This window comes from Sphingomonas sp. AP28 (genome assembly GCF_056680455.1).
Map to the genome: position 1 here is coordinate 2,023,626 of NZ_CM155283.1, position 13,400 is coordinate 2,037,025.

Consider the following 13,400-nt stretch of genomic DNA (forward strand, 5'->3'; position numbering starts at 1 on the left):
CGGCCTGAGATGGGCGAACTTCGATGCGGTGTTTTCGGTGGCTAGGGTCAGGACCCATTGATCTGAGCGGCTCGATCTGATTCAGGCTCCGTGAGGAGACCGAGGATGAGCGACCTGTACTGGCTGACCGATGAGCAGATGGCGCGGCTCGAACCGTATTTTCCCAAGAGCCACGGCAAGCCACGGGTTGATGACCGACGAGTGTTGAGCGGCATCGTTTTCGTCAACCGCAACGGGCTGTGATGGTGCGATGCCCCTCGGGAGTATGGCCCACACAAGACGCTCTACAACCGGTGGAAGCGATGGGGCGAAAGAGGTGTCTTCCTCCGCATAATGGAAGGACTGTCGGCTGCGAGCGCCACGCCGAAGACGATCATGATCGACGCGACCTATCTGAAGGCGCACCACACGGCGTCCAGCCTGGCGGTCAAAAAGGGGGCCTTGGGCGCCTCATCGGTCGCACCAAAGGCGGTATGAATACGAAGCTGCACGCCGTCGCCGATGCAGAAGGCAGACCGCTCAGCTTCTTCATGACCGCGGGCCAGGTCAGCGACTACACCGGCGCTGCCGCGCTGCTTGATGATCTACCCAAGGCGCAGTGGATGCTGGGCGACCGTGGCTATGATGCAGACTGGTACAGGGACGCCCTTCAGGCAAAGGGCATAACGCCCTGCATTCCGGGACGAAAATCCCGGATCATCCCCGTCAAATATGACAAGCGCCGCTACCCGCTACGATCGATGCCCGACCGTCTTCTTTTCCGCTATCGCGCTCGCCGCCACCGTCATCTTCTGGCTCTGATCAATGAGTCGTGAGCCTAAGCACGTCCAGGCTCCGAGCCAGTGCGAACAATTCAGTCACCGGTGGCATTTCCTGCATTTGAAATCTCCGCATCCGCCTGCTCGCGCAACGTTGCATACTCTGCCGCCATATTCAGATGCAGGGCTTTCACAATGGGGTTAGTAGCCAGCGCTGCCATGTCGAGTTCTTGCTGGGTGCGCATCAAGTAATACTGGTCATCTGTGATGGCTCCCATTGCTCCCTCCACAGGCAAGTTTTAACAGCCTACGACACTGTTTCTGCGGCGAATATACTCGTCATGAGGCCGCGCATCATAATCAGGATTAGCACGATTGTTTGCCACATAGATTTGATCTGATCGCGAACTTAATATCGCCTAATGAGGGCGCGGACGCGGGATCTACGACTACGCGCTTTTGGCCCGGACAATTTTTCCGACGCTGAACCCGCTTAGCCAGGCAAAACGCTGATCCATGGCTTCGTGGAAAGCGAACGGACAGGCGTTCGGGAAGCCTTTGTCCAGACCACTTTTCAAGCCCGCATCATAGGCGGCGCGTAACGGGTCATGGCGCATATGCGCTTAACGTCGCGCTCAGGAGAATGGCGCCTCGAAAAGTAACTTTTGTTTCCCTGTACCAAAACCGTCCTCTTGGTAGATCGGCCGTGTTACTGCTTTGCGATGACAATCATCGAACGGGCATTCGAGATCGCGCGGAGCGGCAAAGCGCGCTCGATAACGGATATCCGCACTCAGTTAAGGCGGGAGGGTTTCGATCATGTGCAATCGCATTTGGGCAGCGCGGCGCTCCAAAAGCAGCTGAAGGGACTGATCAAACCGCCGAGTTAAAGGAGCACAACCGCACTAGCGTTCTTCCTTTGTTCCGCTATGATCCGGGTATGGAACACGCACCCGAGTCGATGCGCGACGGCGCACAGCCCTTCAGTCAGACTCACACCCTGATTGCCGAAATCCTGCCAGAGCTTCGGCCTTGCGAGATGCAGACCATCTTTTTCCAATGCTTCGAAGACGGTCCTGAGACCCTCCTAGCGCCGATTGAGGCAGAGTTCGCGCGGCGTGGGCTGTCACCCTACGGCAAGTTCTCGACCGATTGCTTCTGATGACTAGCGTGATTTCGCCGGAGCGAATTGCGGCGATCATCGAGGACGCGCCTGCATGGGCTTTGATCGGCCTTACAGCACCACGCGAGGGGCTGAGGGCAGACGCACGCCTAGAAGTCGCAAGGCATGTCTACGGGACTCTATATCAGCCTGTAGACGCTGAAACGGCGCAGATGGCTTTGCCCTGGTGATCCTGTGGGCAACACGCGGTTTAGGACGCTGGGGGATTTCACGAAGCACGAAGCTAATGTGGGATGCGTCTGCTCCAAATGCGGACGTAAGGGTGCCGTGCACCGCCTGGTTTTAGCGAGGTGGTGTTACCTCAAACGCAAGAACATGACGGTGGAATGCCTCCCCGGATATCTGCGGTGTTCGGCTTGCGGTAGCAGGCCAAACAGGATCGCACCGACGCCGCTACCGCCGTCTTTTCCTGGTTACGGTCGGGACGAACGCCAATGGAAGCGCTTCGAGCGGAAGCTGAGAGGGTAAGGTGGCCTTCTTGTAAGGGCGGGCGTCATCACCGACCATGTCCTTTGGCAATGGCCGCTGACGCCCGCTCGACCGTCCAGATGGGCCAGCATCACAGGGGAGCGCCGGGAACACACTACAGCCTAGGCAGTTTATAAATATGCTGGAAGCGTCCTGCCCTTTCGGGGGGAACGGCGGTGAAAGCTCGCAATGCCCTGTCGGTCTCCAGATCGACAGGGCATTTTCGTAACCATGTACGGAACCGACGCCGGCCTGTACTGTTATTATTTTAACCGGTCGGGCACTTCCCCCCCCCCCCCCTTGGTCTCGCCGGTTCTAAAGCGCCCTGCTGCCTCCCCCCGCAGCGGGGCATTTTTATTGTCTGATCCTTTGGACATCGGGCTAATCGAGATTCTGCATCCGCAACGATGGCTTAGAGATGTCAAAGTCAAAGATACGACGGAGCCGTTTTCGCACGTGACGGGTTAGTGCGGCATGTCCCTCTCAACAGTCCCCTATGCGCTTGCCGTTGACGATGACCCGTTCATCCTCATGGATGTCACAGGCATTCTCGAAGACGCAGGTTGCCGCATTTGTGAAGCGGATAACGGCGATGCTGCGATCGCGATGCTCCCTGAGTACGCGCACACAATCACCCTGCTCTTCTCAGACGTCGATATGCCGGGCGATACTAACGGGTTCGCGCTCGCCCAACACGTCGCGGAGAACTACCCCTGGATCGAGATCGTCATCGGCAGCGGCCACCTCCGGCCAAGGCGGGTGACTTGCCCGAAAAGGCGACATTCGTAGCCAAGCCGTTCAATGCGCAGATGATCCATGGCCATCTCCGCGAAACCTTGCCCGATGGCAAGCTGCCGGAGTTGCTGAAAAAGCGATCTAAGCTGGCGTTCACACCGAACCCAAGTTGCCCAACCGATAACAATTGCCGACGTGTGTTATGCACGAATAGAGATCGGCAAAGGACGGGGAAGTCCACGGGCTTATCGGTGTTGAGTTGAAGGTTGACGAGATCAAACCGGATCGAATTACATCTAAAAAGGTACCACCTTGCTGGCGTTTATCTCCGGTGACTTCTCAATCGGGGTTCACTCAGCCGTTGTTGATCGTCAGGCAGTCGGTCTCATCCGTTGAAGCGATCTCACAAAATATTTTTTGAAAGGTTGTACGATATTCAGGGAACCCTACTTGCCCGTCAGTTAAATGGAGCACCGAATGTCTGACGATACCTACCAGCCCAACGCTGTTGAGCTCGCTACCGAGCTGACAATCGCTTGGCTCAGCAATCCAAATACCCGTACGTCGGCCGACGACGTTCCTGCATTTCTATCGCAGATGCACAGCAGCGTTCAGTCGCTTGTTGGCGGTCCACAGACCGAAGAAATCCCTGCAGAGGAGCCCAAGGAATACGTTGGCGCGGTAACGGCCCGGAAGTCCCTCGCCAGCCCCGATCACATCATCAGCATGATCGATGGCAAGCCGTACAAGACGCTGCGTCGTCACCTCGCTACTAACGGCATGACGCCAGTGGAATATCGCGAGCGTTATGGCCTGAAGGCTGATTACCCCATGGTCGCTCCTACCTATTCAGACGCGCGCCGCACCATGGCCAAGAGCATCGGCTTGGGTCGGAAGCCCGGTCAGACGAATGAGGCCAAGCCAGAGGTGGCAAAGCCTGCACCGCGTAAGCGCAAAGCCGACGACACCGCAGAGTGATCTCAGGCCGGCCTTTAGAATTAAAGGCCGGCCACCCTTGGCAATTATTTCTTTTGTTCTCCTTGCGGCACGCCGTTGTAAGGAGTTGCACTGTTCTCTTCCGGCTTGGCGTCGAAGGAGTTCGGCCGCTTGTGATCGTTGCAAGCACCGAGGGTAAGCAGCATGCTCAGTAGAAAATATGCGCATTTGATATACCAGTATGATCAACCAGAAGGCTGATCCCTATCGTGGTCCAATTTGGCTCAATTAGGCAGTTGAACCGTGACGGTAGAGCCTGCCAGCAAAACGGTTATCTATCCCGGAAGTTTTTCATCACTTCCGCGAGGTTCCCCTTGACCACGATATAATTGCCCTTCTTGAATTTTACGGCACTTCCGTCATTGCCGCCCCTGAAACGGCGTACAAAGTTTACGCGATCGACGTTCACGACGATCGGATCGCCCTCGGGACTGTGAAAGCCCACGTAACCGTTCACTCGTATCCCCCAACGACCGCGCTTGAATGCACTGAGTTACGCATTGTCAGCAGTGTCCGGCGATCTAGCGGCAATCAAAGACGCTATTTCCGCTTCGTCGATCGTCCCACGTGTCTTCCACCGCGATCAACTTTTCGTCATCGCGCATAGCGATCCTGGCGTCCAACTCCGCCGCACTCGCTGCGTTGACGTTGATCGGCATCTCGTTCCTCATAGCTCTTCCTCTTTCGTACCCTTGGTGACGGAATGTTGGAAAAGGGCTTTGCTATCGATGAGCGCCCTAGGCAGCCAGGCGGAGGGTTAGATTCATGTCCGCCTTCGGCGGATAACTGCTTGTTTGGTAAAGAAGATCAACCATCGTGAAGGGGCTTTCCAGTATTCGTGCGTTTCACCCACTCGATCAGGAGAGGGGTTCGGCATGGATCAGAAGAGTGCGCCGTTGGCCGATGCGCTGGCGGCGATCGAGAAGAGGCCGGTCATCGGATTTGGAGCGCCAGGCCACAACCAGGGCTCAGCCATTCCCGGCGGGATGAAGGCGCTGCTCGGCAAGCGCGTTTTCCAAGCCGACGTGCTGACGCCGAAGGGGCTCGACGACCGTACCGAAGGCAAGCTGGCCCTTCAACGTGCGCACGAGATCGCGGCGGAGGCCTGGAATGCCGACTTCTGCCGGTTTGTAACTGGCGGATCCACCCAGAGTCTTCACACGGTTATGGCCTCGGTCGCCGGCCCCGGTGACACCATTTTGATCGCGGCGAATGCCCACAAGGCCGAGCGTACCTATGCGCTCGCGACGGGGCTCGATGCCGCCATCGTGCCGGTCCAGATCGACGGGGAATGGGACATTGAGCATGGTGTTGAGCCGCAGGCGCTGAACGCCGCCTTGGCGGCCAATCCAACCGCCAAGGCGTTCATCGTTGTCAGCCCGACCTACTACGGCGTGACGAGCGATGTCGCGGCACTCGCCACTGTCTGTCACGATCACGGTATTCCCATGATCGTCGATGCCGCTTGGGGTGGTGCGTTCGCATTTTGTGAGGGACTGCCTGACGATCCGCTGACCAAGGGGGCGGATGCTGCCGTCTACAGCGCCCATAAGACGATGGGGGCCCTCGCGCAGGGATCGGTGATCGTCGCCAAGGGCGACCTGATCGATCGCCAGCGATTGTGGATGGCCTATGAACTGTTCGAGACCACCAGCCCATCGGTACCGATCCTAGCAACGCTTGACGCGACCCGGCGAGATCACGCGTTGAACGGGGAGCAAATGTGGAACGGCGTCATTGCGCTGGCGGAAAAGGTTCGCAGGAAGATTGCCGGTATCGCCCCCCTGCGCGTGTTCGGTCATGATCATTTGCCACCAGATGCCAGTCTGGACGTCACGAAAGTGCTGATCGACGTCTCGGCGCTGGCCGTAGCAGGGTATGCGATCGACGACTGGCTCTACAAGCATCACCGGATCAGCATGGGGCTGTCCGACGCCCGGCATATTCTGGCTGTTCTGTCCTTGGGCACAACCAGGTCCGATCTCCGCAAGCTCGTCCGTGGTTTACAGGATCTCGTGAAGCAGCTCGATGCCGATCCCTCCATCCTACCGGCAATCTCGCCTGTGCCCGGGATCGGCACCATGTCCGTCGACATGGCGATGCCCGGGCCTGCGGCACTTCACGGCCCAGCCGAGATGGTGGCCTACGAGGCGGCTGAGGGAAGGATCGCAGCCGAGATGATCGCGCCCGCGCCGCCTGGCGTCCCTCGACTGGTGCCGGGCCAGCGCATCACTGCCGCGCACGTCGCATGGCTTGTCGCAAACCGTGATGCTGGGGCTTTCGTGATGGATCCGGTCGATCCCACTGAGGCGACCGTCAGGGTGGTACCAAGCTGACGCAGCAACCCGAACGACACGGCAAACCTTACAGCAGCTGCAATTAGGTGGATACGCAATGCAGAATCATACCGACGAACACTGGATGCAAATGGCGATCGAGGTTGCGCGCTCGAAAGGGTCCGATCCCTCGACCTCCCCGCTGGGATGCATCATCGTTTTGGACGGGAAGGTCGTTGCCGCCGAACGCAATCAGACCAAGGAGCTGCCAGATGCGACCGCGCATGCCGAAATGATGGCAATCCGCCGCGCGTGCGAGAAAACCGGCGAACAGGAGCTGCGCGGGGCAACGCTATACTCAACACTCCAGCCCTGCGGCATGTGCACGATGGCATCGATCTGGTCGAAAGTTGGCCGCGTTGTGTACGGTGCCGGCCGCAGCGATGTGCACCCGATGTATTTCGAAGCCAAGCACGTTGATACGCTCGGTTTCATCGGGGACGCCTATCGGGACGATATCGAGATCGAGGGTGGCTGCCTGCGCGACGCGTGCGCTGAACTCTATTACGGTCCCGATGCTGACTTAAACAAAGAGGAACAGGCCAACCTATAAGCACACAGCATGTCATAGGCGTCGACTGTTTGCGGCTGTGAGCGCGAGGGTAACGCAAAGCCTTCTCGAAGCAGCCCCGACGACCCACTAGTGGACGTTCAGCCGGCCCTTTCCGCTCCCTTACTTCGGACGCTCGTTCATGCAGCGGATCACTAGGGTCCGCCAAAGCAAGGTTGCTCGCAAACGATGGCGATTTGGAATGGCGATCCCCGTCGGAAACGCTACCTGCGCCTCCGATACCAAGACCACATACCGTTGACGTCTCTAAGCCGCAGTGGCCCGAGAAACCCATCCTAGACGGCGTCCGAGGGGTTCTCGAGCTTCACACTGCTCAGAATTGTGCGTTCAATCGAATTCGCGGTCTACCTTTGGACCAACCCGTTCCGCGCCATCCTGCAGGCCACCCTTGCGCGGTGCAGGATCGGCCCGCAGCCCCAACGTAATCAGGAGCGACGACGACACGTAGATTGACGAGTACGTCCCCACAACGATGCCTAGGATCATTGCCGCGGTGAACCCTCGCAGCACGTGCCCTCCCAGGATCAGCATGGCAACCAAGGCCAGCAGGATGGTCACCGATGTCATTACGGTGCGCGGCAGCGTCTCGTTCACTGACAGGTCGATAATATCGCGCATATCCAGCTTCCGATAGCGGCGCATGTTTTCGCGGATACGATCGTCGATCACGATCTTGTCGTTGATCGAGTACGAGATGATCGTCAGCACCGCCGCGACGATGTTAAGGTCGACCTCAAAATCATTCCGCATGAGCGCGAAGAAGCCGAGTGTCATCAATAGGTCGTGAACGATCGCGACGACGGTCGAGACGCCGAATTGCCACTCGAACCGCACCACCGTGAACAGCGCGATGCCTAGGATCGCAAGACCGACGGCCAGAACACCTCGGGTAATCAACTCATCGGAAACCTTGCCTGTAATCGTGTCATATTTGGAGAATGTCGCACCAGGAAATTTGATCGCCAGATCGTCTGACACCTTCTTTACGAGCCGGTTTGTCGCTTCCTCGTCGCCGCTATTCGGTAGCGGCAGACGGATCGAAAGTGTTTTGGGATCACTGAACGACTGGATCGATGCTTCGCCAACCCCAAGGCTGTCGACTTCGGAACGGACGGCCTCGATCGATGGTGCAGTCTTGAAGTTCTGCTCCATCAGGACGCCCCCGACGAAATCAACGCCCATGTTAAGGCCCCGAAAGGTGACGAGGCCGACAGCGATAAGCGACAGCATGAGCGTTAATCCGAACGCCCATTTACGAAGCGAGACGAACTTCAGGTTGGTGTTGTCAGGTACAAGTTTCAGTAGGCGCATGATATTCTCCCGCCTCAGATATTGATTGTGGTGGGGCGGTTCTTCCGCAGCCACAGCGCGACCATCATCCGCGTGAACGTGACGGCGGTGAACACCGACGAGCAGATGCCGATCAGCAGCACGACCGCGAAGCCCTTCACCGGACCCGAGCCGAGTAGCAGCATGATCACGCCGGTAATGGCGTGCGTCACGTTCGCCTCGAAGATGGTCCGGCTTGCCTCCTTGTAGCCCAGCTCGATCGACTGGATTACGCTACGCCCGCGTCGCCGCTCTTCACGAATGCGTTCGTTGATCAGCACGTTTGCATCAACCGCAGTGCCGATCGTCAGCACAAAGCCAGCGATGCCGGGCAAGGTCAGCGTCGCTTTTAGAAATGCCATTACCGCCAGGATAACGAAGACGTTGATGACTACGGCAATGTTCGCATACAAACCAAACCGACCGTACGTAGCGAGCATAAACAGGATTACGGCAACCGCCGCAACAACGCTTGCGATTACGCCTGCACGGACCGAGTCATGTCCCAGGTCGGGACTAACAGTGCTTTCAGCGACGATCTTCAAGTTCACTGCAAGTTTGCCAGATCGCAGCGCGATCGCGAGGTCGTTTGCAGTCTGAACCGTGTAGTTGCCCGCGATCGATGCCCGGCCACCAAGAATCGGCTCGTTGATGTTGGCAACCGAGATTACCTTGTTATCGAGGATGATCGCGAACGGCTTGTTGACGTTTTCGGATGTCACCTTCGCAAATCGCCGGCCTCCCTCCGCGTCGAACGTGATCGCAATGTTGGGGGCATTGGTCTGTGGATCGAACTCCTGTCTCGCATCCGCAACCTGCTCGCCTGAGATCACCACCGGGCGCTTTAACGCTACAAAGGGCACACCTTGCGGATTGTCGGGATATGGCAGAACCTGGCTACCAACCGGGGCGATGCCCTTAGCGAGATCAGCGGGGTTCGCGGTTTGGTCGACCAGCTTGAACTCAAGCTTGGCAGTTGTCCCGACAAGCTTCTTTAGCGCCTGTGGGTCCTCCAAACCCGGAACCTGAACGACAATTCGTGTCGCGCCTTGGCGGACGATCGTCGGTTCCTTGGTCCCTAATTCATCGATGCGGCGACGAACGACTTCGGTCGCATCCTTCATGGCCGTGTCGATGGCCTGGGTTAGTCCGGCCTCGGTCGGCTTGAGCGAGAAGCGGTTTGTGCCGAGCACATTGACGTCCCACTGACTTTGACCGGTTATTCCAACCGCAGAGCCGGTAATCGTCGACAGACGCTGGCGAGCGAGGGCAATCTGAGATGGCTTGCTGACAGCGAAGGTGAGTTGCCCCCCACGCGTCGAAATGTCGCCGATTTCAATACGCGGCGTTCCGTTACGCATTGCGCCCGATACGCTGTCACGCATCGACTCGATCCGCGTCTTCGCCAAATCAGCGGTATCACCTTCGAGGAGTAGATAACTCCCACCATTGAGATCAAGCCCGAGGTTCACATGGGATTGCGGATACCAGGCTGGCAGATGACCAGTTGGAATAAGGCTGGAGATCCCGAGCATGATGCCAATAAGGCACACGCACAGAACCGCCCCCGCCTTCAGACGGGAGAAATTGAGCATTTTCGACCCTCGTTCGTAGTCATGAAGAAACAAGTGCGCCGGCACAGGCGCACTATCCGGCCGCGCGTTTCAGGCGCGGCAAGGCATCTTCAGGCTGCGGGAGGGCCTGTAGCGGGGTGAGCGCGGACCGAACGTTCAGCGAAGGCTAGTACAGCGAGCTGAATGGGGGAAAGGCGCGACGGTGTTGGATTTGCGGCACGCGCCAGCTCGGCAGGCGGTAATGCGTTACCACCGCTCTGCCGGGGGTCAGGGCGATCGGCTTCTTCGTTGAGGGCGATCGCGCGGTCACTGAGCGTGAAAGGCCGCGCTGCAGCCTCACGGACGGCCAGACCTTGCCCGCGCCCGTGAGTCGAGCCAGGATCGCCGAACGAGCTTAAGCTTAGCAACGCTGCAAATAGCGTTTGCAAAACAGCTACGAAGACGGACGGCGAGATCAGATCGGGGCACCCCTATACGTGCGCTGATGTTTTTACGGCGCACACCCGTCCGGACAGATTTAAGCTATAGCCGAATTTCGCCGAAAACAAGAAGAACGTGTCAGACTTTTGATTGCTGGATGCTAGTTTAGCGTCTGAATTCTTGTCGGACGCAAGCGCGTTTTTTGGCCGATCTCGATCGGGAACGGCGGTCAGGACGATCAGCGAGTTCCCGGTATCGAACCTGTAGCGGTGCAGTCGTCAGGGTGCTCGCACCGAGATCCGTCCCAGGCAGGCACCCCATTTCGTAAAATCTTTTCCCTTTTACTCTCTTCCGATATGGCCTGTCTGAGACGGAGAGACGGGAATACTCGCGCTTACATTGCAGTCATTGGGCGCTTAGGTCGTCACGCTAGACGTCAGAGAGTGTGTCTTCGAACGCGCCTCGCCCTACGGCTTCCGGCCAGACCCATAGTCGGCCATTGGCGCGCCCGTCCCCGTTTCCCAACTTCAGACACTCATTCATCCGCCAGGTACGACCACAGCTCAATTCGCAACGTTGAGACGAAACCGCGAGTACCCCTGATATCACCGACTGTGTATCGGGGGTCATGCAGCTGACCTCATCACCTCCAGCCCTCAGGTCCGAAACGGGCGACAGCCTGTCACCTCGGAGCAGCTGAATGGCAGACGGTGTGAGACAAGGGCGCGGCGGCGTACCCGGCCGTCCAACCACTTGGCGCGAGCGGCTGGGCGCCCTGCGCAATCTACCACCCTTCCTCGCCATGGTATGGGGTAGCAGCCGGAGTCTTACCGCCACGACGGTCGCCGTGCGGCTGGTGCGAGCGCTTCTGCCTGTGATCACGCTGTTCGTGGGCAAGCTCATCATCGACGAAGTCGTCCATCTCACTCATTTAACGGCCCGTCCGGCTGGACTCACGGGATGGCTGGGCTCCGGCCTGCTCGATCGGCTGGAGGCACTGCTGCTGGCCGAGTTCGCTCTGGCGGTCGCCTCCGACCTTCTTGGCCGGATAGTGTCGCTAGTCGACGGGCTTCTCTCCGACCGTGTCAGTAACGACGCGAGCGTAAGGCTGATGGAGCACGCGGCCACCCTGGATCTCGCGGACTTCGAGGACGCGGCCTTCCAGGATCGCATGGATCGCGCGCGCATGCAGGCGAGCGGCCGCATGTCGCTGATGGGGCAGCTGTTCGGCCAGGCCCAGGACATCATCACGGTCGTGACCTTCGCCGCGGGCCTGGTCGTTTACGCGCCGTGGCTGATCGTGCTGCTGGCCGTCGCCCTGGTGCCCTCGTTCCTCGGCGAAGCGCACTTCAACGCGCTGAGCTATGCGCTCAGCTACATGCGCACGCCGCAGCGGCGCGAACTGGATTACGTCCGCCAGGTTGCCGCCAGCGCGGACACGGCCAAAGAAGTTAAGATTTTCGGCCTCAGCCCTTTCCTGATCGACCGCTATCGCACCATCTCACGCGACACCTACAGCGCGAGCCGACGGTTGGCGCTGCTCCGGGCGGTTTGGGGCTCGGGGTTCGCGGCTCTTGGCACGATCGCCTATTACGCGGCCTACGCCTACATTGCTTGGCGCGCAGTAACCGGATCGATTTCTATCGGCGACCTCACCTTCCTCGCGGCTTCGTTCCTGCGGCTCCGCGGGCTGCTGGAAGGACTGCTCACCGGTTTTTCCTCGACCGCCGGCCAAGCACTGTACATCGACGACCTGTTTTCCTTCTTCCGGACCGAGCCCGGCATCCGCTCGCCAGACGAAGCACTGCCGTTCCCAAATCCCGTCCGGCAAGGCTTTGTCTTCGAAGATGTAGGCTTTCGCTATCCGGGCGGCGAACGATGGGCGGTGCGGCATTTGTCCTTCACGCTGGGACCGGGCGAGGTGGTCGCACTGGTCGGCGAGAACGGCGCAGGCAAGACCACGCTCGTGAAGCTGCTGGCCCGACTGTACGATCCGGTAGAGGGTCGCGTCTTGCTCGATGGACGCAACCTGCGCGAATATGACCTCGACGGTCTGCGCGCCGCGATCGGCGTGATCTTCCAGGACTTCGTGCGCTACAACCTTCCTGCCGCGGACAACATCGCGGTCGGCCGTATTGAGGCGCGCGGTGATCGCGAGCGGATCGAGGCGGCAGCGTCCGCTGCGCTCGCCGACGGCGTTGTTGCCAAACTGCCCGACGGTTACGACCAGATGATCGGCAAGCGGTTCCGGAACGGTGTCGACCTGTCCGGTGGCGAATGGCAGAAGATGGCGATCGCTCGCCTACATGCGCGATGCCCAGGTGTTGATCCTCGACGAACCTACCGCAGCGCTGGATGCGCGCGCCGAGTACGAGGTGTTCCAGCGCTTCCGTGAACTAAGCGCGGGACGCTCGGCGGTGCTGATCTCGCACCGCTTCTCCAGCGTGCGCATGGCTGACCGCATCTTGGTCCTCAGCGACGGCAAGGTGGAGGCATCCGGTACCCATGACGACTTGCTTGCTGCCGGGGACCGTTATGCCGAACTGTTCGAGCTTCAGGCTGCGGGCTATCGGTGATCAGCGGTGACCCCAAAAATGCTGTACAAACCGATATTGACTATTTTGATAAGCGGGCCGTCATTCAAGTGGTCCCGCGTCCCTGCTTATCCACCTGACAATCGCGTAGGACGGAGCTGCCTGAGTAAGGCACCTAATGTCAACATCAGCTTGACCAGCAAGAGTGCGCGGTCGACGCAGTCTAAATGACGGATCCGAAGACAGTCACACTTTCCCTGCTCGAACGCCGCGCACCGGGGGCGACGATATGCCCAAGCGAAGTGGCCCGTTCGATTGCACAAGATTGGCGCAGCGCAATGCCTACAGTCCACGAAGCTATCGACGAGCTAGTCAGCGACGGGCTGGTACAGCTTAGCTGGAAGGGACAGCCGCTTGCAAAGCGATCCGGACCGTACAGGATTTGCAATCGTCGCAACGATTTAAGCTAGGGCTTAGCTAGCGTGCTCTCCCCATT

At 58.9% G+C, this 13,400-nt stretch carries 12 protein-coding genes and 1 pseudogene; 10 read left to right on the forward strand and 3 right to left on the reverse strand.

Features of this window, described 5'->3' with window-relative positions; all coding sequences use genetic code 11:
- The first annotated feature begins 105 nt into the window (after positions 1-105).
- Positions 106-801, forward strand: a pseudogene (locus AC1MH0_RS09175) (IS5 family transposase).
- A gap of 52 nt (positions 802-853) precedes the next feature.
- On the opposite strand, the gene AC1MH0_RS09180 reads toward AC1MH0_RS09175, so the two are convergent.
- Positions 854-1,036 (reverse strand): hypothetical protein, encoded by a 183-nt coding sequence (locus tag AC1MH0_RS09180; RefSeq protein WP_480965612.1) that lies wholly within the window; start codon positions 1,034-1,036, stop codon positions 854-856.
- A gap of 761 nt (positions 1,037-1,797) precedes the next feature.
- Here AC1MH0_RS09180 and AC1MH0_RS09185 point away from each other — a divergent pair.
- From AC1MH0_RS09185 to AC1MH0_RS09210, 6 genes are all read left to right on the forward strand, one after another.
- Positions 1,798-1,920 (forward strand): hypothetical protein, encoded by a 123-nt coding sequence (locus tag AC1MH0_RS09185; RefSeq protein WP_480965613.1) that lies wholly within the window; start codon positions 1,798-1,800, stop codon positions 1,918-1,920.
- Entirely contained in the window at positions 1,920-2,111 is a 192-nt protein-coding gene (locus AC1MH0_RS09190; protein ID WP_480965614.1) for a DUF6771 family protein, read from the forward strand. The genes AC1MH0_RS09185 and AC1MH0_RS09190 overlap by 1 nt, the downstream gene beginning before the upstream one ends.
- A 772-nt stretch (positions 2,112-2,883) precedes the next feature.
- Positions 2,884-3,198, forward strand: a complete 315-nt coding sequence (locus AC1MH0_RS09195; RefSeq protein ID WP_480965615.1) for a response regulator — start codon at positions 2,884-2,886, stop codon at positions 3,196-3,198.
- 423 nt (positions 3,199-3,621) lie between these two features.
- Positions 3,622-4,122: a Ros/MucR family transcriptional regulator gene (locus AC1MH0_RS09200; protein ID WP_480965616.1), complete on the forward strand. Its 501-nt coding sequence runs from the start codon at positions 3,622-3,624 to the stop codon at positions 4,120-4,122.
- An 893-nt stretch (positions 4,123-5,015) separates the two neighbouring features.
- Positions 5,016-6,476, forward strand: a complete 1,461-nt coding sequence (locus AC1MH0_RS09205; RefSeq protein ID WP_480965617.1) for an aminotransferase class I/II-fold pyridoxal phosphate-dependent enzyme — start codon at positions 5,016-5,018, stop codon at positions 6,474-6,476.
- A gap of 58 nt (positions 6,477-6,534) precedes the next feature.
- Positions 6,535-7,029 (forward strand): nucleoside deaminase, encoded by a 495-nt coding sequence (locus AC1MH0_RS09210; RefSeq protein WP_480965618.1) that lies wholly within the window; start codon positions 6,535-6,537, stop codon positions 7,027-7,029.
- A gap of 345 nt (positions 7,030-7,374) precedes the next feature.
- On the opposite strand, the gene secF is transcribed toward AC1MH0_RS09210, so the two are convergent.
- Both secF and secD read right to left on the reverse strand, forming a co-directional pair.
- The gene (secF, locus tag AC1MH0_RS09215; RefSeq protein ID WP_480965619.1) at positions 7,375-8,358 is read right to left on the reverse strand and encodes a protein translocase subunit SecF; all 984 of its coding nucleotides are present in this window, start codon (positions 8,356-8,358) and stop codon (positions 7,375-7,377) included.
- Between the two features lie 14 nt (positions 8,359-8,372).
- Positions 8,373-9,971: a protein translocase subunit SecD gene (secD, locus tag AC1MH0_RS09220; protein ID WP_480965713.1), complete on the reverse strand. Its 1,599-nt coding sequence runs from the start codon at positions 9,969-9,971 to the stop codon at positions 8,373-8,375.
- A 1,273-nt stretch (positions 9,972-11,244) separates the two neighbouring features.
- Between secD and AC1MH0_RS09225 the strand changes: the two genes are divergently transcribed.
- From AC1MH0_RS09225 to AC1MH0_RS09235, 3 genes are all read left to right on the forward strand, one after another.
- On the forward strand, positions 11,245-12,765 hold the full coding sequence (locus AC1MH0_RS09225) for an ABC transporter ATP-binding protein (RefSeq protein ID WP_480965620.1): 1,521 nt from the start codon (positions 11,245-11,247) through the stop codon (positions 12,763-12,765).
- Complete coding sequence (locus AC1MH0_RS09230; RefSeq protein ID WP_480965621.1) at positions 12,695-12,946, forward strand: ABC transporter; 252 nt, start codon at positions 12,695-12,697, stop codon at positions 12,944-12,946. Before AC1MH0_RS09225 ends, AC1MH0_RS09230 begins: the two co-directional genes overlap by 71 nt.
- A gap of 185 nt (positions 12,947-13,131) precedes the next feature.
- A complete protein-coding gene (locus tag AC1MH0_RS09235; protein WP_480965622.1) occupies positions 13,132-13,374 on the forward strand; it encodes a DUF3253 domain-containing protein in 243 nt (80 codons plus the stop codon).
- The last annotated feature ends 26 nt before the right edge of the window (positions 13,375-13,400 follow it).

Bases quoted from the DNA above. Each gene is read 5' to 3' on its own strand.
- AC1MH0_RS09205 (WP_480965617.1), top strand. From the start codon at position 5,016: ATGGATCAGAAGAGTGCGCCGTTGGCCGATGCGCTGGCGGCGATCGAG.
- AC1MH0_RS09210 (WP_480965618.1), top strand. From the start codon at position 6,535: ATGCAGAATCATACCGACGAACACTGGATGCAAATGGCGATCGAGGTT.
- AC1MH0_RS09200 (WP_480965616.1), top strand. From the start codon at position 3,622: ATGTCTGACGATACCTACCAGCCCAACGCTGTTGAGCTCGCTACCGAG.
- AC1MH0_RS09235 (WP_480965622.1), top strand. From the start codon at position 13,132: ATGACGGATCCGAAGACAGTCACACTTTCCCTGCTCGAACGCCGCGCA.
- AC1MH0_RS09185 (WP_480965613.1), top strand. From the start codon at position 1,798: ATGCAGACCATCTTTTTCCAATGCTTCGAAGACGGTCCTGAGACCCTC.
- AC1MH0_RS09190 (WP_480965614.1), top strand. From the start codon at position 1,920: ATGACTAGCGTGATTTCGCCGGAGCGAATTGCGGCGATCATCGAGGAC.
- AC1MH0_RS09195 (WP_480965615.1), top strand. From the start codon at position 2,884: ATGTCCCTCTCAACAGTCCCCTATGCGCTTGCCGTTGACGATGACCCG.
- secF (WP_480965619.1), bottom strand. From the start codon at position 8,358: ATGCGCCTACTGAAACTTGTACCTGACAACACCAACCTGAAGTTCGTC.
- AC1MH0_RS09180 (WP_480965612.1), bottom strand. From the start codon at position 1,036: ATGGGAGCCATCACAGATGACCAGTATTACTTGATGCGCACCCAGCAA.
- secD (WP_480965713.1), bottom strand. From the start codon at position 9,971: ATGCTCAATTTCTCCCGTCTGAAGGCGGGGGCGGTTCTGTGCGTGTGC.